We start from the raw sequence: 19,323 nt of genomic DNA on the forward strand, positions 1-19,323 counted from the left end.
AATTGTTAAAGAGCTTTGCTTATCGAAACTTTCTTTTTACAAAGAAACCCTTGAAAGCGGACGTGAATTCTAGCGATTTAATCTTAAGTGTCAAACACTTTTTAAAATTAATTCCTCTCGAACTTTTCGTCTTACTGATTACTGCTGAAGCCTTGTGGCGTCTGCCGTGTCAGTGAGGCGGCATTATAGAGATCATCGAAAACATGGCAACCCCTTTTTTGATAAAAATTCAAAAAAATTGCTTAAGCGGCTACTTTTACGTCAAAACCCTCTTTCGCAGGGTAAAGCTCGTACAATCAAGAGCATATAACTTAGAATTTTGCGACTAGATCTTTTGAAAATGCCTCTATATCCAGTTTGATACTCCACTTTTCACTCAACTCCACTATGTTATCTAGCGATTGCTGAACCGTTTTTATCGTCAATGTATTGTTATCTAGGTCGTATACCTGTTTTTGCGTAGTGTAATAGAAGTAAAGGATAGTTAATGCTTCTCGATCGCCTTGCTCAGCTTTTGGTTGAATACGCTTGAGCTTACGATAGATTTGATTATGAATTTGTTTAAGTTTCCACACATAAAGGGCTTCTTTAAAGTAATCATGACCTTTCACACGACTCGCAATAAACGCATTCAGTGCGACTGATAAAATCACCCCGAGTACATTCAAATGGAAGTTACCTGTTGTTTCCCCAGTAACAGATCCAACTGAACCAAAAAGTTCAATCAGAATGCTACCGAATACAATGGCAAACAAGGCGAGTGACCCAACCAATGACACCAACAGCAGGTTCATCTTCTTTCTATATTCTTCTTTATTAATCTTCTGTAACTTCATCGACTACTTCCTTATGTAAGTCACCTAATAATTTGCGCATACTATCTATGTAAACCTTGGTTCGCTTCAACCTTTACCATCTTGTAATGTGGTCACTCTCTATTTAATACGTAGAGTTATTCTGATCAGTACTATACATAACTCCATTTGACTTCATTAATAGAAAAGAGTTACATACCTCCATAATTTTGGTTATTCATCAATTCATGTTGATAAAGTCTGTTTCGCTTTATCACACACTGACAAGGTACATTTCATGCGTTCATTTGTATTACGCGCTCGCGCAGCCCCTACAGAGAGCAAACTTATCTTAGAAGGTGTTGGGCAAGACGCTCATACTGAGATTCTGGCTCATACTCTGATGAACACGATCTTCGTTGCTCAATCTCACCGAGAGAATGTCACCGTGCACCTTGTGTTAGAGAGTACTAAAGACTTTTCACGTACCATTACATTCGATTCAAATGAGATCACCAACATTGGTGGCTTCCATGAGTCGGCATTGTTATCTGCGGTAGTAAGAGCGGTTGATGCATCTCAAGGTATGACAAAAGAACAGACACGTCAGGTTGAACCGGGCATCACTGTTCGTACTATGAGTTTTGAAAAGCTGGTTAAAGAACTGGCTGAAGACCACCAGCTGTACATGATGGATAAGAAAGGCGACTTTATCCGTGATGCAGAGATTGTGGAAAACCCATGTTTCCTTCTAACTGACCACATCCCTATGCCGAAGAAAAGCTACAACAGCTTAAAGCGTCTCGGAACAGAGAAAATCAGTTTAGGTCCGAACATGCTGTTTGCTTCTCAGTGTGTTGTATTGATCAACAATGAGCTGGACATTCGCGGGTTCTAATCTCCGAACTAATAGTCTGAACAGAAAAAGAGCTCATTTAGTGAGCTCTTTTTTGTTATCTATCTATTGGTATCAATGGTGTTATCTCGCAATCAGACCTGATTAACCAAAGATGAAGCTGTATAGGAAGCCTGCACCCATCGCCATACTTAGGATAACGAATAAGAATGCTGCAATCATTTGGTTTCTGAAGATTGATTTAAGCAGAATAACTTCTGTCAAACTTGCACCTGCACTACCAATGATCAATGCCATTACCGAACCCAACGCCATACCTTTCTGTACTAGAGCCGCACTTAGTGGGATTACCGCTTCAGCACGAATGTACAATGGGATACCAATCACGGCTGCTACTGGAATCGCATACCACATACCTTCGCCAGCATACTGTGCAATTAGGTCTGTAGGAATAAAGCCGTAGATGAATGAACCAATCGCGATACCCATCATTAGGTAAGGGAAAACTTGTTTGAAGTCTTTCCAAGTTGAGAACCAAATTCTCATCCAACGGCTAGGTTCTCTCTTCTCTACAATTTCCACCGTCGCGCTTCCATCCGCTGAACAGCATGAAACCATTACTTGTGGTTCTTCTTTTTTCGAATCGCAGCAAGATGTCTCTTTAGCCATTACTGGTGCAGGTTCACCACATGCACTTGTACCACATGAAGATTCTGCCTTCGCTGGCGCTACTTTCTTAGGAGCAGAATCACCACAGTTAGTACCACAGCTTGAAGAAGAACCTGTAGATTCATACGCTTCAGGTTTTACGTAACGCTCAAAGCCAAGCTTCTCAAGTGCATAACCTGCCACTACCGACACTGTCATTGCGACTAAGAAGTAGAACACCGCCACTTGCCAACCGAACGTAATCACGAACAAACCAATGATCACTGGATTCAATAGAGGGCTACCGAATAGGAACACCATCATTGGACCGAAACCCGCTCTTGCACGCAGCAATCCTTTTAGGAAAGGAATGGTCGAACATGAACAGAAAGGTGTAATTGCACCCAATAGTGCTGCAACCACATAACCCTTACCATTACGTGAACTCAAGATAGATTGAATCTTTTCTGGTGTAAGGAACTCTTGAAGAATCCCAACAATGTAGCTGATCGCTAAGAAAAGGATAATTAGCTCTACTGCTAAGAAAGCGAACATATCAAGTGCGTCTTTTAGCATTGTTAACATTTCATTGCTCATAATTAACTCCAAACTGGATTGAAGGTCGGGCTCTATGAGAAAAGTAACCAACCCTTAATTTCGAATATTCTCGAATTATAGAAATAAACAGATCCAGATCAAGAGTTATTTCGATAAAAATCGAAATAATTTTCTAAAACACGGTTTTTCAATGACTTACACAGCCATCGTTTTTAAATTTGAATTCAGCATACATTTCGACTAACATCGAAATTAAATCTTGAGGAGTTAATATGAACTTAGAAGTCGTTGCGAAAGCACTTAAAGAGTTGGGCCACCCTATTCGCCTAACTATTTATAAGAGTGTCGTTAAAGCTGGCTACCAAGGCATTGCAGTTGGCGGCCTACAAGAAGAGCTAGGTATCCCTGGTTCCACCTTGTCTCACCACATTTCAAGCCTAGCGTCGGCAGGCCTCATCAGTCAAAGACGAGAAGGAAGAACCCTATTCTGTGTAGCAGAGTATGAGTGCCTAGAAGGTGTGATTGATTTCTTACAAGACGAGTGTTGCGTAAATGAACAGTGCAACTAATGCACCTCTGAACGGGGCACCTTTGAATAGGGCATCTTTAAACTTAGAACAGGTTTGGGCTGAGTATCAGCAAGCATTAAAGTCATTCTTGCATTCTAAGGTAAACAACACCGCCGATGTAGACGACTTGCTTCAAGAGATCTTGATTAAGACTTATCAAAACCTAGACAAAATCCAAGATACAAGCAGCGTAAAATCGTGGCTATTCCAATTAGCCAATCACACGATCATCGACTTCTACCGTAAGCACGCTCGACAACAACGTGATAGCCAAATTGATGCTGAAGATCTTTGGTTTACCGATTTAGACCACAATTCTGAGTTTAAGCAGAAGCTTTCGTTGTGTATTGAACCCTTTATTCAGGCGCTGCCAGAACAAAGTTCATCGTTACTGCTTGCTGTCGACATCAAAGGCCAAAGCCAAAAAGAGATCGCAGAGGCGCAAAATGTCAGCTACTCAACCGTTAAGTCTCGTGTTCAGAAAAGTCGCGGAGATCTTAAGAACTTGTTTGAAGAGTGTTGTAACCTGTCACTTGATCAACAAGGCAATGTGATTGACTGCGAGCTCAAGCCAGACAACGATTGCAACAACTGTTAATCGTTGCATTGAAATAGAACAAAGCCAGCAATTGATGCTGGCTTTGTTGTTTTTAGAATCTACAAATCACTTTGCTTAAGCTAACCTAGTGCTTGAGCGAACCTAACACTCTGCTTCCACTTACTACGCCGCTTCCGCTTTGACGACCGGTTGATAGCGCCCAGGCTTATGGTTCATCGCTAGAATCAAGTTGGTGACTATCGCACCAAGCACAGACAATAGAACCAGTGACACGTCAACAATAAACAGTGAAAGCACTACAATCGTACAGTCTAACGCCATCTGAACCTTGCCCGCTCGAATACCAAAACGTTCTTGTAAGAATAACGCCAAAATGTTGAAGCCACCCAAACTCATCTTATGGCGGAAGATCACCAGCATGCCGGTACCAATCAAGCCACCACCGATTAAAGCTGCATACAATGCATGAATTTCGGCAATCTGAATCACGTGATACAAATGGTCCACAGCGAACGAAACAATCGAAACCGCGATAAAGGTATTAATAGTAAAACGCCAGCCCATACGAGCAACCGACAAAATATAGAAAGGTAAGTTGAGCGCGAAGAACACTTGACCAAAACTTAGGTCTGTTACTTTGGTAATGAAGATCGCTAGACCAGCCGTGCCTCCAGTGAGCAAACCGACTTGATTGAAAAAGATAACGCCAAGTGAAACCAGTGCGCTACCTAAGAGCAGTGCCAGTAAGTTTTCGCGAAGATTATGATCTTTATCCATGTGAATGACTCTCCCTGAATCTTTGAACATCGCGTTTCAGTAGTTTTGAAACGATTTACGCCCAAATTTACGATGTTTGACAGATAAGTCGAGTAAACAAGCAATGTTGTTTAGTGATTAGTTTGTATATTAGTTTTTACAGTTTTGTGAATTCTTCAATTAAACAGATAGTTAAAAACCTGTAACTAGGCTTTCATTATTAACTGCATACTTCTATCCCGGAATGAGTGAGCTTCGAGTTTTCCTATTTATTGACCACGTTTCGCCCTAATTCTAACGATGCATAAATCTATGCATAAATCTATGCATAAAACGCATAGACTAAATCACAAATGGTCATTTGATACATATCTTACTCGTCACTATGATGCGCGACTTCTTACAACATTGAGCGCATGTAAACACCTTATGTTTTCACAATCTCTTTTTGCCCAACTGGCCAGAATGACGCTATTCCTCGTCATTAGTTTGGTTATTGTGCATCACAGTCAGCCATTGATTGATCTCTTGGCTCAGCATGCCGTGAGCAGTGGATGCCACCAAAAGTCAGCGCATGAACATTCTGGGCACGAGCATCACCATGATATGACAGACCAACACATGTCAGCGCAAAACCACTCACATCACCACCATTAATTTAAGAGTATTAGAATGAGCATTTTCCGTTTTCCTTTACTGGTATGGCTTGGGATCGGCACACTTATTATCAGTCTAGGGATCAGACAATCATTCGGCATTTTCATGATGCCAATTTCAGAGCATTTCGGCACGGGTCGCGAGTTTTTCAGCTTCGCGATTGCGCTACAAAACCTATTGTTTGGCGTGTTCCAACCTTTTGTTGGTATGGCTGCTGACAAATGGGGAGCAAGACGCATCATTATCGCTGGCGCATGTGCTTATGGTTTGGGTTTACTTCTTACCTCAATTTCTACCGAATCAAGCATGCTTTACGTTTCATTAGGCGCGTTAGTTGGTCTTGGGTTGAGTGCGACGAGCTATGTGATCGTGTTAGGTGCCGTAGCAAAAGCAGTACCTGCAGAGCACGCAGCTAAGGCATTTGGTTTAACCACAGCAGCAGGCTCGTTTGGCATGTTCGCTGTGATTCCAGGCGCCCAATACATGTTGAACGAATTCGATTGGCAGAGTGCGATGCAAGTCTTTGGCGTGCTTTGTTGTTTCATGATCTCATTTGCGCTGTTTATGCGAGCGCCGAAGTCGGCAGCCAATAAACAGATTGAAGACAACCAGACACTAAAAGAAGCGCTGTCTGAAGCATTTGCGAACAAAAGTTATTGGTTAATTCACGCAGGCTTTTTCGTGTGTGGCTTCCATGTCATGTTCATTGCAACGCACTTACCAAGCTACTTAGCAGACAAAGATTTGCCTGCGAGCAGCGCTGCTATGGCTCTGGCTTACGTTGGCATCTTCAACATCTTCGGGTCTTACTTCTGGGGAGTGATGGGCGACAAGTTCAGCAAACGCCACGTTATGTCGGCACTGTACTTAGTTCGTACTGTAGTTATTGGTGCGTTTGTGACTCTTCCGGTAACTGAATCAACGGCTGCTATCTTTGGTGCGGCGATTGGTTTCTGTTGGTTAGGAACTGTACCACTCACCTCTGGACTAGTTCGTCAGATCTTCGGTGCGCGTTACCTATCTACTCTGTACGGTTTGGTTTTCTTTACTCACCAAGTGGGTAGTTTCTTAGGCGCTTGGGTTGGTGGTCGTATTTACGATTACTACGGATCTTACGAGCCAATCTGGTGGTCAACAGTGATACTGGCATTTGCGGCTGCGCTTATCCATTTACCAATTAATGACAAACCTATTGAACGCCTGAAATTGGCAATGGCTTAACGTTTAACGCTGACTCCCCCATCAGCTAAAAACCAACAGTCATTCCAATAAAGAGAGTGAGTATTGAAGGATAACATCCTAAGGTATTCGCTCTCTTTTTCGTTGCCCGTTATATCGACAATAATAAAGGTCGATATTTGCATAAACCTCACTGAATAATAAGACTATTCTTTTCGTTTTAATTTATAGTATTCGTTAGCTCCTTTAAAATTAACCCGCAGGCTTATGGAATACCTAAATCAGACAGTACTTATCGCGATGGCACTCATTTTTGTCGGCTCGTTTGTGCAAACCGCAATCGGCTTTGGCTTGGCTATTGTGGCAGCCCCACTGTTGTTTTTAGTCTCACCTGATTACGTACCCGCGCCTATCTGTCTCGTTGGCCTGTTCATTTCTATATTCAATGCGTTTAAACACCGAGCAAACATTTCTATCGGCGGATTAAAAATTGCACTGCTTGGCCGTATTCCAGGTTCAATTGCAGGCGGAGCCTTGCTGGTAATGGTTTCAACGAGCGTGCTGTCACTATGGTTAGGCTTATTGGTGGTATTTGCCGTGATTGTTAGCCTACTGCCATTCAGACTCGAACCAACCCCAACTAAGATGGGTATTGCGGGGTTCTTCTCAGGATTCTTTGGCACCAGTTCCGGTATTGGTGGCCCTCCGATGGCGCTACTACTGCAGCATCAAGATGCAAATCAACTACGTGGTAACTTGTCTGCCTTTTTCGTGTTTAGTTCGATCATTTCATTGATTGTGCAAATCCCAATTGGCTTCTTCACGATGCACCATTTGATCATCACAATCCCGTTGCTTCCTGCGGCTTGGTTGGGTTACAAAGTGGCATTGCTGACGACGCAAAGCATCCCTAAGGAGAAAATACGCATCGGTTCTTTACTGCTATGTTCTATCAGTGGCTTTACTGCTATCTGGCAAGGCTTAGCTGGCTAGTTCATAGCGGGACCGTATAAAGAAGCAAACAACAGAGCCAACACTAAACTATTGAAAAGGACGTTCTATGACATACGACGAATTCAATGCATTCTGCCAGTCACAACCTGCAACCAGTTATGTGATGCAGTGGAATAACTCTCACGTCTGGAAAGTGGGTGGCAAGGTGTTTGCGATAGGTGGTTGGGGACCAAATGACGAGCCTGCGTTTATCTTCAAGGCATCCAATCAGAATTTTGATTTCCTGAAAGAAGAGTCAGGCTATAAACCTGCTCCCTACTTTGCTTCGCGCGGAATGAAGTGGATTCAGCTTTTTGAAAGCACATCAGAAAGAGATGAGGAGCTGAAGTATTACCTCACTGAATCACACCGAATTGTATCTTTAGGGCTAACCAAGAAGAAACAAGCAGAACTCGGACTCAATCAATAACGTTTGTCACGTATTGCGACTCTGAGCCCTAGTTTTTTGTAGTGAGGAACAATGACTAGGAAGTCTGTTTCAAAAATGCAGGTAAATAGCGTTCTATTTTTTGCTCTGAGATAAGCGGTACCAATAAATAGATAAGACCTGCAAAAGCGATAGATCCGGCTAAGTCTTCTGGACGATGCATGCCAAGCCAAACTCGGCTGTAAGCGACACCACCAGCCCAAACCAGTAAACCACCTACCAAATAAAAACGCTTCGCTTCTAAAAACAATCCACCGAAGAACGCCAAACACACACCGACGAAAATCATGTGTCCAGATGGGAAAGAGTAGTCGGTTTCACCCAACCAGTGACGCGTTCGCCACTCACTCACCTTATCTTGCACAGATGCAATCGCTGCGTTCTTTTCTACCAGTGGCAGTTCATAAAACACTTCTGGCATTTCGACAACTTCTTGCGTCACCAAATACTCAGAATAAGGTCGAGGACTTTCTGTTGAATGCTTTAAGAAGGTTTTCGCTGCAAAGCTAAGCACCAACAACAGGCCGAGCTGCAGACAAAGGCTGAATAACTTAGCTTTGGAAAACTTCATCGTGAGCAATACTAAAGACAACACAGCGAGCGTTACCAAGAACCCTTGATTACCTGCTGAATAAGTCACGAACGTCATGAAGGCGCCATAGAAAGGCAAAACCGCACTTCCAAGGTCAAAGTCCGATCCAAAGATCAAAAAAGGTACGAGAGAATACAAACTTAAAACGAGCAGTAATAAGCCTTTGGATTTGTTAGAGAACAGAGAAGTCATGGCTAAGACCTTTTGAAGAAAGTGGTCGGATGCTATCGCAGCTTAGCATCGCCAATATCAATTTTATGTCAAAACGGTCAGTGAGCTGTCATGGCGTAACAATATCCGATTAATGCGGAGCTTGAATATTGACTCGCTGAACAGCCACGCCAACACCAATAATGTTCACCATCCACTTATGTTCATAGAGAAAGTAAAGACCACAGAAATCAAACGAGACAAAGGCATCATCCCACTAAAGACTGCCTGACGTGTTCTGCCGATAAAGTGAACACTTACCGGATTATAAGGCCAAAATCTTAAATACTTTGCTGTCAGTCCTTTAAATCCACTATTGAAAGGATTACCATCTGGTCTGCTTTCAAAAGCAAAACAGATTATTAATTTTTATTCTCAGGGCGGGGCGAAATTCCCCACCGGCGGTATGTCCTTAGCAAAATCTAAAGATAAGCCCGCGAGCGCTCGATTCGTCGAGGTCAGCAGATCTGGTGAGATGCCAGAGCCGACGGTCATAGTCCGGATGAGAGAGAATGAAAACACACTCGTTTAAGTTGGAAAGGCGTGCCCGCGTGAGCTGGGTTCATACCACTAACTTAGACGGGTGCATTTCGTTTTGGATAAAACCATAATGAGCTAAAGTCTCTTGTAATGAGTAGGCTTTGCTGTGCTCGGTTGAGATCCCTCATACAGCCCTGATTCTGGTGATATTTTAGGAGTTTAACCATGAATCAGTCTTCACTACTTGCCGAATTTGGCGAACCAATCACTCGCGTTGAAAACGCACTGCAAGCTCTACGCGAAGGTCGTGGCGTACTTTTACTCGATGATGAAGATCGCGAGAACGAAGGTGACATCATCTACTCTGTAGAACACCTAACGAACGCTCAAATGGCGCTTATGATCCGCGAATGCAGCGGCATTGTGTGCCTATGTCTAACCGACGAGCAAGCAAACCAACTTGAACTTCCACCTATGGTTGTTGATAACAACAGCGCAAACCAAACTGCGTTTACCGTAACTATCGAAGCAAAAGTTGGTGTAACGACAGGTGTTTCTGCCGCTGACCGTGTAACAACGATCAAGACAGCTGCAAACCCAACAGCTAAGCCTACTGACCTCGCGCGCCCTGGTCACGTATTCCCACTGCGCGCTCGTAAAGGTGGTGTACTTGCTCGCCGCGGTCACACAGAAGGCACTGTGGATCTTATGCAAATGGCTGGTCTTCAATCGGCAGGCGTACTGTGTGAAGTAACCAACCCAGACGGCACGATGGCAAAAGCGCCAGAGATCGTTGCTTTCGGTAAAATGCACAACATGCCAGTACTGACCATTGAAGACATGGTGATGTATCGCAACGAGTTCGATCTTAAACTTGCGTAACGTTTAGTTCAGCCCTCAATGCTTAACACTTAGCACTTAGCACTTAGCACTTAGCATTGAAGCTAACTAAACTCAGAAATGCATATTGAAAGGCCTCACTCTTACTACTTTTTCTAGTTAAAAGTATATAAAGGGTGAGGCCTTTTTCATTTCCGTATTTTGAGGCGAGCCAACGATGGATCGCCGAAGTATGTCTAGTTATTGAAACCTACTCAGCCAAGTCACTTAGAAAAGCGTAACCTCTCAAAAAATCCTGCAAAATATGAGAAACATTCACTCGAATGGTGAAGTCATGCACCATTATTGATCATCCATAAATAGAGAGAAAACATAAGCCACTGAAATATAGCACTTATTTTTTTGGCACGGTGTCTGCACTACCACTAAGTAGGTATGCACATATTAGGAGTTAAATATGTTTGTAATTATTTCAGTTGGTTTATCCATAGCAGTACTTGCTGCCCTATTTCATTTTTCCAAAAAGAAACAAACGGCGCTATCACATAGGTTTGAAACCTTAGTTCTACTCAGAGAACTATTGCTGCTATCACGCAAACATCGCGCCGCAACGCATTATGCTCTTGGTTATAAGCTGTCTAGCGACTCGATTCGCAAAGTGAATGACATTTACGACAACATACTTGAGGTGTCTGAACTGCTTCAATCTCATGTGTCGTTTGATAGCCGTCCTATGTATCGCATCTATCACCTCAAGCTCATCGCTATGCACAGCGACTGGCAAAACCGCAGCTTGGTACGTAACCAATCAATTCATGGCAAAACGATTCGTCACAGCATGTTTTTAATGGATGAGGTGATGATCATTTGGTTGATTCAGTCTGAGCGAGAAGACATGAGCCGTGAATACCACATGAATTGGCAACAGATCTTAGACTGCATGGAGATCTTGACCAAGCTGAGAGTGTGCATACCTGATATGGAGAAACCTGAGGAGTATGCGAGATTCAAATTCTACGCATCTCAGACACACCGCAAACTCAACCAATTATCGATTATCTGCCCTATCAGCAGTGGGTCACCCATTTGTACACGTGCGATGCATGCACTTACCGAGATCGCATCAAGTACAGAAGCTACTCAACCGGCAGATACCATGTACGAATTAACAAGCGATATATCAACCGTCGTTTCAAAAGTATACGACCAAGTATTGACGGACATTACCAGAAGCTTATATCGACCTTTACCTGACATTAACGAAAAGGCGATAGACACACGATTATCCGTACATCACTACATATAAAGGCTTCGTGAGAGGAGAGGTGCTGGAACTCTGAATTATTGAGTTCAAATCCGATATCACCATTGATATCGGATTTTTGTATTTATGGGCTTACATATTTAGTTCTATTTTAGGGCGAGACAAGTTATGAACGATGTCGCTTTAAACATCTCCAGACTTTATATCGCTAGACCAAACTTCTGCCGCAAAATCAATGAACTGGCGAACAACAGGAAGCTGATAACTGCGAGACAAATACACCGCCCAAAGCGCACTACTCGGTGAAACAAAATCATCTAAAATTCGTTTCAACTTACCCTCAGCAATCAATGGGTTCGCTAAATCACACGGTAATCGCACGATCCCTTTGCCATGCTGTGCGGCGCGGGTTAACACCCCAACATCGTTGGCTTTGATGGTGCCAGACACCTCAACCGAATAATGTTGGTTATCTTTCACGAAGTCCCACTTCGTCACACTCAGGTGGCGAAAGCAATTATGTTGTCGAAGTGCTTCGATAGATTGAGGTTCTCCGTGCTTGTCTAGGTAGACTTGAGAGGCACACACCACTGAATCAATTTCCATTAGCTTTCGAGCAATCAAGCTATCGTCAGGTTGGTCAGTATAACGAAGGGCAATATCGATTCTTTCATCTACCAGCTGCGCAAAACGATCGGATGCAAACAACTCGACCGTGATATTAGGGTGAAGTTCTGTGAACTGTTCAACCACATCCAACAACATATTTTGAGTCAAGCCAATCGGAGCGGCGATTCGGATGGTTCCGGAAAGAGCGTCGGTTTGATTCAGTGCGGTCACTTCTAACTCCGCCGTTTCATGGAGTATTTTCTCGCAGCGTTGTAGCGCAATCTCCCCTGCCGCCGTCAAGCTTACCTTACGCGTAGTTCTGTGTAATAACCTCTGTTTTAACCACCCTTCGATCTCTTGAACATGGCGTGAAACCTGTAATCGACTCATGTCCAAATGCTCTGCCGCTTGCGTAAAACTGGCACAATTTGCCACTTCGACAAAGCTGCGCATCGCCGTCAACCTATCCATCACACTCTCCTTGAGCTGTTTAGCAGCTAACCGAATCTTATTAGATCACTATATAGATACAATCTACATCATTTTGCGATATTTATCGCAACCTAGTGAGCTATTAGACTGCAATGGCTGTCGAGAAACAGACTCAATAAATTAGATAATTGGAGAGACATTATGAAAATTGCAGTATTAGGCGCATCAGGTTGGATTGGTAGTCACATCGCACAAGAAGCTCAATCTCGCGGACACGAAGTCGTTGCAGTCGTAAGAGACGCAAGCCGCGTAGAAATCAGCGATGTTGAAGTTCGTACATTTGATTTACAAGACGAAGCAGCAAGTCTAGCGACCGTGTTCTCTGGCGTTGATGCTGTTATTGCTTCGATTGGCGGACGTGCTCTAGGTAATCACGATATCGTAAAAAACACAGCGGCTAAGCTGCTTGATACATTGCCAAGCATTGGTATCGAGCGCTTGTTGTGGGTGGGCGGTGCGGGATCATTGGAAGTCGCGCCAAACGTTCCGTTAGTTACCGTTTCTGATTTCCCTGCGGACTACAAAAACGAAGCGCTAGCACAGGGCGAAGCTCTTGAAGTGTTCAGACAATCTGATAACGAAGTTAACTGGACGTTCGTTAGCCCTGCAGCAGAAATCTTCCCGGGCGATAAGCTATCAACCTACCGCACTGGTGGTGATCAACTGCTCACCGACGAAGATGGCAACAGCAAAATATCCGTCAGCGATTACGCTATTGCGATGATTGATGAACTAGAAGCGGGCAAGTTCCCACGCCAACGTATCGGTGTCGCTTACTAGGGGTTGTTGACCTAGTCAGCTCATATACAAAAACTAAAAAAGCCGCTTGTTCAAAACAATGCGGCTTTCTTATCTTTATATTGAGCATTCCTTTAATTCAATGGAAGGTGACCCGTTTTCACTAGGATAACCGTATCTTCTTCCACATAAGGGAAATGCTCGCTCATGTGAGGGCTGCGCATCCATGTGTGCTTTGGATACTCGCCATGTTCATCTTTAAAAATGCCAGACAATACAAAGATCTCTTCATCACCAAAATGACGGTGTGGCTGAAAACGTTCGCCAACGGGCCATTTCACCAAGGCAACATGTTCGTGCTCAAACTCATGCAGTGGCATCACTTGCAAACCACCGATGCCCGGAAGCCATTCCGTTTCTTGAGTATTGATACGTACTTGAGTTAAGTCTCTCGCATCAAACTGATTAAGCTTCACCAAGATCGTGCAGCCATCTTTGCTTGATGGAGAATGCGCACTACCCGGCGGATTACGGATATAAGTACCCGCAGGGAAATCTCCAGTTTCATCTGAGAACACACCCTCTAATACGAAGATCTCTTCGCCTTGCGGATGCGGGTGCTCAGAAAACGAAGATTCAGGATCGTACTTCACCACGCTAGTCGTGTGACCTGATTCTCTCTCTTCTCTTTCAAGCGGCTTGCGCCAAACCCCTTTGGCAGGGCTTGCAATCCAGTCTAATGATTCGGTTTCAATAACCAGCTTTTTTGAAAAGTCCATGTTGAACATAATGGCGACCTTACTCTTGTTATCGTTTTAATTATTCTTATTATCTTTCTAGCTTTTATTCTACGCGAATACTCATCAAGGAGGCCATCTCGCTGCATTTTTCCTGCGCGACAGCCACCTAAAAGAATCCTAATTAATTGCGGCCAGCAATCACACCGCCATCAACATCCCAGATTGCACCTGTTACCCAATCTGCACTGTCTGACAATAAGAAAGAGATGCTATTGGCGATATCTTTCGGCAAACCTACTCGACCAATAGGGTGGAACGCGTTGAAGCCTTCTAACGCTTGATCCACTTCTTCGGGCTTAATGAAAGATTCGTAAATCGGCGTTTTAACCACAGCCGGAGAAACCGCATTCACACGAATGTTGTGCTCAGCCAGTTCCATTGCCATGTGTTGTGTTAATGCGTGCAGGCCAGCTTTAGCCATTGAATAGGCAGAAGATGGCGTCGCTTTGATTGCTTGCTTACCCCACATAGAACCAACGTTAACCACACTGCCACCGCCGTTCTTGATCATCAATTTACTTATCGCTTGAGCAATGAAGAAGGTTGCTTTATTAAGCTGCATGTATTGCTCGTAATCAGATTCTTGGTGCTCAATAAACGCTTTAGGGTTGAAGTAACCTGCAGCATTAACAAGATAACCAATACCTTCTTCGAGCGACTCTAAATGCGCAATAAGGCGAGACACACTCACATCATCGTAAAGGTTAGCTTGCCAACCAGAAGCGTGGCCTAGTGATTGCAGTTCTGACACCGCTTTATCTAACTTAGTTGGGTTATTGCCGACAACCAACACATGGATGTTTTGAGCGACTAACTGCTTCGCTGTTTCAAAGCCCATACCACTTGTGCCACCGATTACTACTGCAATACCATTTTTAGTGAAGTTCATTTTGTTATCTCCTAAGTCATGTGAACGTGGTAATCTTAGGCTTTGAACTAACACTATGAATAGTAAGTACAAATCGGTTAGGTAGGTACTTATTGGTACATCTTTATGAAAAATCAGGAAAACTTTTTTTCAAGAAAATCAGCACCAGAGCGTTCAGCTCGTATGGTGGAAACCATCTATGGCTGCAAATGGTCGCTTACAGTTTATCAATTATTGGCAAATGGCATTAATCGGCCCGGTGAAATGGTGCGCTCGGTCGAAGGGTTATCGACCAAGGTATTGAATGAATGCTTGAAACGAAATGTAGAATTCGGGATTTTAGATAAGCAGATGTTCAACGAACTGCCACCAAGAGTGGAGTACCAAGTGACGCCGTTCGGTAAGAAGTTTTTATTGATTTTGGACCAGCTGGAAAACCTACAAAACGAAATCAACGAGATGTAAGTTCGAGTCAGTCCAACGATTGTAATAAAACAGAAGACAAAAGAAGGAAGACAGCAAACACGCTTAGCTCACTGGCATTTGCTCAAAACGGCCTTTTACAAAATCAATGAAGGTTCGAATTCGGCTCGGTTGATAGCGGTCTCGATGGTAAATCGCTGAAAAGTCGACCTTAGGCACTATCCATTCATCAAACACTTGCACCAATTGTCCGTCGTTCAGTTCTTGTAAGCAATAGATGGTTGGAACACGAATAATTCCGTTGCCCGACTTCGCGCCCTGCACCAACACTCGGCCGTTTTTACATTGTAGTTTGCCCGTCACATGCACATCGACCGTTTTCTTGGTGTCGTCCAACGCTTGAAAACTCCACTTACGCACTGACCCCGTTAAGCAATCATGATGGATCAGATCTTTGGGGTGATTTGGCTTCCCTTTGCGAGCGAAATACTCAGGGCTCGCGAGTGTTCCCATCTCGATGTCCAATAGCTTTCTCGCAATAAACCCTGCATCTTCTATGCTTCCCATTCGAAAAGCGATATCGAAAGCGTCTTCAATCAAATCGACTCGGTTGCTACTGAAATCAAGGCTAATACTGATATCTGGATAAAGCTGCATAAACTCATTGACCAGATCCGCGATAACCACCTCACCAAGATAACCACCGACGCAATTTACCTTTATGTCACCACGTATTTCTTCGACATCGTCCACAGCAGCAATCAGAGCTTGGTCTATATTATCTAAGGCTTGTTCACATCTCACGTACAGATCTTGCCCGGCATGAGTCAACCTTAAAGTTCGAGTGGTTCGGATAAACAAAGTCACACCCATCTGTTTTTCTAAACTACTCACTTGGCGTGAAACGTGGGAGCGAGACACATCAAGTTCCTCCGCCGCTTTAGTGAAATTACCTAAACGAGCGATGAGCACGAAGGAACGAATATCGGACAGGTTAATTTGATTTAGCATAGTCGCCTGCTTACTTGTGAAATTAAAGTAATGAAGTAGTGAAGTAATAACGTGAACGCCTTTATTGTTGCATTACAGCAACAGTGTTTCAAGTAAAGCGCTATATATCAACAATGCTATTTTCCTTAATATACCTCCATCGCAACGAAGCAAGGCACAAACACTTGATTCGAATGCACTTAAACAATACGTCGTAGCCAACCGACGCAATAAAAGTACAGAGGAAATAAAATGAAAAAACTAATCGTAATTACAGGTGCAAGCTCTGGTATTGGTGAAGCAATCGCTCGTCGTCTAAGCGATGAAGGTCACCCTCTGCTACTTTTAGCTCGTCGTATTGACCGCCTTGAAGCACTGAACCTACCAAACTCACTGTCAGTAAAAGTAGACGTAACAGACAAAGCATCTTTTGATGCAGCAATCGCACAAGGTGAAGCGAAGTTTGGCCCTGTAGACGCGCTTATCAACAACGCTGGTGCAATGCTTCTTGGTCAAATTGATACTCAAGATGCTCAAGAGTGGAAGACAATGTTCGACGTGAACGTAATTGGCCTTCTAAACGGCATGCAATCTGTACTTGCTCCGATGATGGAACGCAACACAGGTACTATCATCAACATCAGCTCTATCGCGGGTAAGAAAACATTCCCAAGCCACGCAGCTTACTGTGGTACTAAGTTCGCGGTACACGCTATTTCTGAGAACGTTCGTGAAGAAGTTGCTGCTTCAAATGTTCGTGTTACCACTATCGCACCGGGTGCTGTAGAAACAGAACTTCTGTCTCACACAACCTCTCAAGAGATCAAAGACGGTTACGATTCTTGGAAAGAAGACATGGGCGGCGTATTGGCCGCTGACGATATTGCTCGCGCTGTATCATTCGCTTACCAGCAACCACAGAACGTTTGTATCCGTGAAATTGCTCTAGCGCCAACTAAGCAACAACCATAGAAGTTAATTATCACGCATATATTGGTGATGCATAAATAGAAAGCGCCACTACTTATTCAGTAGTGGCGCTTTTTTTTATTGAATCTAGCTACAAGCAGTAACCGTGATTAAAACTCAACGCTATAAACTGACGAGCTGCCACTTACTTCGTTGCCAACCGCAATAAAGTGGTTACCTGAACGTGTGAAATACTTAATTGATTCAGGCCCTAGGTCACCTGCTTTCGAGTTATACGTATCGTTGTCGCAATCACCGTCTTCATCAACCTTAGTACACACAGGCTGAGTAAAATCGCGGTTATTTAGATAGCTGATGAAACTTGCACTCTTAGGCTGCGTTACGTCGTAAACCATGATGCCACCTTGGCGCTCAAGTCCAATAAAGGCATAATGCTTGCCGTTGATCTCAGCCACTTCGATGGCTTCAGGTTCTACCCCTTTATCATCGCTACGATCATCACCGCTTTGGTTGTTATCATTGGTGCTGTTGAAGTTTGCAGGATCTTGCTCCAGAACGATTCGAGCGAAATCATCACCGCTATCAAACACGAGCTCGCCTGACTCATCCCAAATAGAGAACGAGCGGCTGCCGAATGCTTGAACCTTTTGGTCAGCTGCAAGTGTCCCTTGTGGCTTGATCACCTTAAGACGTGCAAGTTGTTTGTTGTCTTTCAATGCACCAGCCAATGGGTGGTTAGCATCAACGTCTAACTTCTTGCCACGCACTTCATCGACATAAGCGATACAAAAGTCTTTTTCTGTTGTGTAGTTTTCGGTGCCTTGATAATCATCACCATCCCACTCAAAACCTTTCTCGTCACACATTTCTTGCGTGGTTTTGATGCCATACTCGCGACCATCACCTTCGTTCGCAGTCACGATGTAAGTGTTGCCATCAACACTGTAACTGGTAATGCTATCTGGCATATAAAGACCTTCTAACATTGCGTAGCTTTGTAGGTTACCGATGTTTTTGTCTTTGTTTGACGCATCCAACTGAGCGGTATCCCAAGGTTTGCCGCCTAGTCCCAGAATCGCATCGACTTCTGCACTCGCCACGTCAATCGCTGCTAATGCATTGTTCTCTTGAAGAGCTACGTAGAGTTTTCCGTTATCCGCAAACGTTAGATATTCGGGCTCGAGATCTTGAGCAACGGTTGCATTAGGCGCCGAGATTCGAACCTTGTCGGTCAGTTCTGCATGGCGAGACTGACCCTTATTGAATGCCTTGAAATCAATTTGAGTCACTTTTGCTTGTAAAGGACCATTAGCTAAATCAACCAGCGTCACCGAGCCTTCAGGATCAATGCTGTAATCCGCATTCGGCTCACCTTCGTTTGCTGATGCGATGTAACGGCCGTCCTTAGAAAAGCTCACCATGTCTGGCAGTGCGCCTGCAACGTAAGTGGTGATCAGCTCTAATGTGTCTGAGCGATAAAGCGCAATGATGCCATTTTGTTGCTTGTCGGCGTTTTCGATCGCTACAGCCACCAAACCCTGATGAGTCGATACACTGTTCGCTGCACCAATATCAATACCAGAAGCGACAGCCGCTGATTGAAGATCAATCGAACCTGAAGATGTTGGTTCACTAACCGAGTTCATTGATAACACATCAACTTTCTGAGCTTGGGCGTTCACAACATAAAGCTTGTCGGTACATGAGTCGTAGCTGACGATTTCGGCTGCTGAGGTATCAAATGGGGCATCGGCAATTGAACGACCAACCAGACTAATGCCAGTAACCGCGGCATCGGATGCGATTGGTTGGATGGATTGGCATTGAAGGTTAAAAGCATCACGTGACGTTTGAGATTGCGTAGCAGTTGTTGATGGTGTTGCAGTCGTTGAAGTTGACTGAGAACACCCAACCAGAGCAGAACTTACCGCGATAGGCAGTAATAAAGTCAGCTTATTAAATTTACGATTCATATATCCTCCATAATTAGAATCGCGATCATAGAGCGTTGTTATGACACTTATCTTTCTCTTTTATTAATAATAAATGACGGCAATCAGTTTGCTTTAC

The 19,323-nt window shown here is 43.8% G+C and carries 21 protein-coding genes and 1 riboswitch; of the genes, 12 read left to right on the forward strand and 9 right to left on the reverse strand.

The window, feature by feature from the left end; translation table 11 throughout:
* Window positions 1-311 precede the first annotated feature (311 nt).
* The gene (locus BCU75_RS09060; protein WP_102473614.1) at window positions 312-836 is read right to left on the reverse strand and encodes a DUF3087 family protein; all 525 of its coding nucleotides are present in this window, start codon (window positions 834-836) and stop codon (window positions 312-314) included.
* 256 nt (window positions 837-1,092) lie between these two features.
* Here BCU75_RS09060 and trmY point away from each other — a divergent pair, with 256 nt between their 5' ends.
* A complete protein-coding gene (trmY, locus tag BCU75_RS09065; RefSeq protein ID WP_102473615.1) occupies window positions 1,093-1,692 on the forward strand; it encodes a tRNA (pseudouridine(54)-N(1))-methyltransferase TrmY in 600 nt (199 codons plus the stop codon).
* 102 nt (window positions 1,693-1,794) lie between these two features.
* Here trmY and BCU75_RS09070 read toward each other — a convergent pair whose 3' ends face one another.
* Window positions 1,795-2,895: a permease gene (locus BCU75_RS09070; protein WP_102473616.1), complete on the reverse strand. Its 1,101-nt coding sequence runs from the start codon at window positions 2,893-2,895 to the stop codon at window positions 1,795-1,797.
* A gap of 233 nt (window positions 2,896-3,128) precedes the next feature.
* Here BCU75_RS09070 and BCU75_RS09075 point away from each other — a divergent pair, with 233 nt between their 5' ends.
* Together BCU75_RS09075 and sigZ are read left to right on the forward strand one after the other, a co-directional pair.
* A complete protein-coding gene (locus BCU75_RS09075) occupies window positions 3,129-3,425 on the forward strand; it encodes an ArsR/SmtB family transcription factor (RefSeq protein WP_004733042.1) in 297 nt (98 codons plus the stop codon).
* Entirely contained in the window at window positions 3,409-4,023 is a 615-nt protein-coding gene (gene sigZ / locus BCU75_RS09080; protein ID WP_102473617.1) for an RNA polymerase sigma factor SigZ, read from the forward strand. Before BCU75_RS09075 ends, sigZ begins: the two co-directional genes overlap by 17 nt.
* A 123-nt stretch (window positions 4,024-4,146) precedes the next feature.
* Here sigZ and BCU75_RS09085 read toward each other — a convergent pair whose 3' ends face one another.
* A complete protein-coding gene (locus BCU75_RS09085) occupies window positions 4,147-4,761 on the reverse strand; it encodes a YitT family protein (protein ID WP_029222369.1) in 615 nt (204 codons plus the stop codon).
* Window positions 4,762-5,169: 408 nt separating this feature from the next.
* Between BCU75_RS09085 and BCU75_RS24380 the strand changes: the two genes are divergently transcribed.
* The 4 genes from BCU75_RS24380 (at window position 5,170) to BCU75_RS09100 (ending at window position 7,999) form a co-directional block, all read left to right on the forward strand.
* The gene (locus BCU75_RS24380; protein WP_198593410.1) at window positions 5,170-5,397 is read left to right on the forward strand and encodes a hypothetical protein; all 228 of its coding nucleotides are present in this window, start codon (window positions 5,170-5,172) and stop codon (window positions 5,395-5,397) included.
* A gap of 15 nt (window positions 5,398-5,412) precedes the next feature.
* Window positions 5,413-6,618 (forward strand): MFS transporter, encoded by a 1,206-nt coding sequence (locus BCU75_RS09090; protein ID WP_102473618.1) that lies wholly within the window; start codon window positions 5,413-5,415, stop codon window positions 6,616-6,618.
* A 225-nt stretch (window positions 6,619-6,843) separates the two neighbouring features.
* Window positions 6,844-7,569 carry a sulfite exporter TauE/SafE family protein gene (locus tag BCU75_RS09095; protein ID WP_198593411.1) on the forward strand — a complete coding sequence of 242 codons (726 nt, stop codon included), beginning with the start codon at window positions 6,844-6,846 and terminating at the stop codon, window positions 7,567-7,569.
* 67 nt (window positions 7,570-7,636) lie between these two features.
* The gene (locus BCU75_RS09100; protein WP_102473619.1) at window positions 7,637-7,999 is read left to right on the forward strand and encodes an MmcQ/YjbR family DNA-binding protein; all 363 of its coding nucleotides are present in this window, start codon (window positions 7,637-7,639) and stop codon (window positions 7,997-7,999) included.
* Window positions 8,000-8,054: 55 nt separating this feature from the next.
* On the opposite strand, the gene BCU75_RS09105 is transcribed toward BCU75_RS09100, so the two are convergent.
* Window positions 8,055-8,801 (reverse strand): phosphatase PAP2 family protein, encoded by a 747-nt coding sequence (locus BCU75_RS09105; protein WP_102473620.1) that lies wholly within the window; start codon window positions 8,799-8,801, stop codon window positions 8,055-8,057.
* 385 nt (window positions 8,802-9,186) lie between these two features.
* Window positions 9,187-9,337: riboswitch (FMN riboswitch) on the forward strand.
* A 187-nt stretch (window positions 9,338-9,524) separates the two neighbouring features.
* On the opposite strand from BCU75_RS09105, the gene ribB reads away from it, so the two are divergent.
* Complete coding sequence (gene ribB / locus BCU75_RS09110; protein WP_076675324.1) at window positions 9,525-10,181, forward strand: 3,4-dihydroxy-2-butanone-4-phosphate synthase; 657 nt, start codon at window positions 9,525-9,527, stop codon at window positions 10,179-10,181.
* A gap of 415 nt (window positions 10,182-10,596) precedes the next feature.
* On the forward strand, window positions 10,597-11,445 hold the full coding sequence (locus BCU75_RS09115; RefSeq protein ID WP_076675321.1) for a hypothetical protein: 849 nt from the start codon (window positions 10,597-10,599) through the stop codon (window positions 11,443-11,445).
* Between the two features lie 141 nt (window positions 11,446-11,586).
* On the opposite strand, the gene BCU75_RS09120 is transcribed toward BCU75_RS09115, so the two are convergent.
* Window positions 11,587-12,483 (reverse strand): LysR family transcriptional regulator, encoded by an 897-nt coding sequence (locus BCU75_RS09120; protein ID WP_102465978.1) that lies wholly within the window; start codon window positions 12,481-12,483, stop codon window positions 11,587-11,589.
* A gap of 162 nt (window positions 12,484-12,645) precedes the next feature.
* Between BCU75_RS09120 and BCU75_RS09125 the strand changes: the two genes are divergently transcribed.
* The gene (locus BCU75_RS09125; RefSeq protein WP_102473621.1) at window positions 12,646-13,284 is read left to right on the forward strand and encodes an NAD(P)-dependent oxidoreductase; all 639 of its coding nucleotides are present in this window, start codon (window positions 12,646-12,648) and stop codon (window positions 13,282-13,284) included.
* A gap of 92 nt (window positions 13,285-13,376) precedes the next feature.
* Here the strand turns inward: BCU75_RS09125 and BCU75_RS09130 are convergent, their stop codons facing one another.
* Both BCU75_RS09130 and BCU75_RS09135 read right to left on the reverse strand, forming a co-directional pair.
* Window positions 13,377-14,030 (reverse strand): cupin domain-containing protein, encoded by a 654-nt coding sequence (locus tag BCU75_RS09130; RefSeq protein WP_102473622.1) that lies wholly within the window; start codon window positions 14,028-14,030, stop codon window positions 13,377-13,379.
* 133 nt (window positions 14,031-14,163) lie between these two features.
* Window positions 14,164-14,931, reverse strand: a complete 768-nt coding sequence (locus BCU75_RS09135) for an SDR family NAD(P)-dependent oxidoreductase (RefSeq protein WP_102473623.1) — start codon at window positions 14,929-14,931, stop codon at window positions 14,164-14,166.
* 105 nt (window positions 14,932-15,036) lie between these two features.
* Here BCU75_RS09135 and BCU75_RS09140 point away from each other — a divergent pair, with 105 nt between their 5' ends.
* Window positions 15,037-15,375, forward strand: a complete 339-nt coding sequence (locus BCU75_RS09140) for a winged helix-turn-helix transcriptional regulator (RefSeq protein WP_102473624.1) — start codon at window positions 15,037-15,039, stop codon at window positions 15,373-15,375.
* 63 nt (window positions 15,376-15,438) lie between these two features.
* On the opposite strand, the gene BCU75_RS09145 is transcribed toward BCU75_RS09140, so the two are convergent.
* Window positions 15,439-16,344, reverse strand: coding sequence for a LysR family transcriptional regulator (locus BCU75_RS09145; protein WP_102473625.1), 906 nt, complete (start codon window positions 16,342-16,344; stop codon window positions 15,439-15,441).
* A gap of 231 nt (window positions 16,345-16,575) precedes the next feature.
* Between BCU75_RS09145 and BCU75_RS09150 the strand changes: the two genes are divergently transcribed.
* Complete coding sequence (locus BCU75_RS09150) at window positions 16,576-17,295, forward strand: SDR family oxidoreductase (RefSeq protein WP_050643750.1); 720 nt, start codon at window positions 16,576-16,578, stop codon at window positions 17,293-17,295.
* Between the two features lie 107 nt (window positions 17,296-17,402).
* On the opposite strand, the gene BCU75_RS09155 is transcribed toward BCU75_RS09150, so the two are convergent.
* The gene (locus tag BCU75_RS09155) at window positions 17,403-19,226 is read right to left on the reverse strand and encodes a choice-of-anchor I family protein (protein WP_102473626.1); all 1,824 of its coding nucleotides are present in this window, start codon (window positions 19,224-19,226) and stop codon (window positions 17,403-17,405) included.
* Window positions 19,227-19,323: the final 97 nt, after the last annotated feature.

The organism is Vibrio splendidus (assembly GCF_002873455.1).
Taxonomy (GTDB): Bacteria; Pseudomonadota; Gammaproteobacteria; order Enterobacterales; family Vibrionaceae; genus Vibrio; species Vibrio splendidus_J.

Coding starts and splice junctions, on each gene's coding strand:
- BCU75_RS09060 (WP_102473614.1), bottom strand. CDS start 836: ATGAAGTTACAGAAGATTAATAAAGAAGAATATAGAAAGAAGATGAAC.
- trmY (WP_102473615.1), top strand. CDS start 1,093: ATGCGTTCATTTGTATTACGCGCTCGCGCAGCCCCTACAGAGAGCAAA.
- BCU75_RS09070 (WP_102473616.1), bottom strand. CDS start 2,895: ATGAGCAATGAAATGTTAACAATGCTAAAAGACGCACTTGATATGTTC.
- BCU75_RS09075 (WP_004733042.1), top strand. CDS start 3,129: ATGAACTTAGAAGTCGTTGCGAAAGCACTTAAAGAGTTGGGCCACCCT.
- sigZ (WP_102473617.1), top strand. CDS start 3,409: ATGAACAGTGCAACTAATGCACCTCTGAACGGGGCACCTTTGAATAGG.
- BCU75_RS09085 (WP_029222369.1), bottom strand. CDS start 4,761: ATGGATAAAGATCATAATCTTCGCGAAAACTTACTGGCACTGCTCTTA.
- BCU75_RS24380 (WP_198593410.1), top strand. CDS start 5,170: ATGTTTTCACAATCTCTTTTTGCCCAACTGGCCAGAATGACGCTATTC.
- BCU75_RS09090 (WP_102473618.1), top strand. CDS start 5,413: ATGAGCATTTTCCGTTTTCCTTTACTGGTATGGCTTGGGATCGGCACA.
- BCU75_RS09095 (WP_198593411.1), top strand. CDS start 6,844: ATGGAATACCTAAATCAGACAGTACTTATCGCGATGGCACTCATTTTT.
- BCU75_RS09100 (WP_102473619.1), top strand. CDS start 7,637: ATGACATACGACGAATTCAATGCATTCTGCCAGTCACAACCTGCAACC.
- BCU75_RS09105 (WP_102473620.1), bottom strand. CDS start 8,801: ATGACTTCTCTGTTCTCTAACAAATCCAAAGGCTTATTACTGCTCGTT.
- ribB (WP_076675324.1), top strand. CDS start 9,525: ATGAATCAGTCTTCACTACTTGCCGAATTTGGCGAACCAATCACTCGC.
- BCU75_RS09115 (WP_076675321.1), top strand. CDS start 10,597: ATGTTTGTAATTATTTCAGTTGGTTTATCCATAGCAGTACTTGCTGCC.
- BCU75_RS09120 (WP_102465978.1), bottom strand. CDS start 12,483: ATGGATAGGTTGACGGCGATGCGCAGCTTTGTCGAAGTGGCAAATTGT.
- BCU75_RS09125 (WP_102473621.1), top strand. CDS start 12,646: ATGAAAATTGCAGTATTAGGCGCATCAGGTTGGATTGGTAGTCACATC.
- BCU75_RS09130 (WP_102473622.1), bottom strand. CDS start 14,030: ATGTTCAACATGGACTTTTCAAAAAAGCTGGTTATTGAAACCGAATCA.
- BCU75_RS09135 (WP_102473623.1), bottom strand. CDS start 14,931: ATGAACTTCACTAAAAATGGTATTGCAGTAGTAATCGGTGGCACAAGT.
- BCU75_RS09140 (WP_102473624.1), top strand. CDS start 15,037: ATGAAAAATCAGGAAAACTTTTTTTCAAGAAAATCAGCACCAGAGCGT.
- BCU75_RS09145 (WP_102473625.1), bottom strand. CDS start 16,344: ATGCTAAATCAAATTAACCTGTCCGATATTCGTTCCTTCGTGCTCATC.
- BCU75_RS09150 (WP_050643750.1), top strand. CDS start 16,576: ATGAAAAAACTAATCGTAATTACAGGTGCAAGCTCTGGTATTGGTGAA.
- BCU75_RS09155 (WP_102473626.1), bottom strand. CDS start 19,226: ATGAATCGTAAATTTAATAAGCTGACTTTATTACTGCCTATCGCGGTA.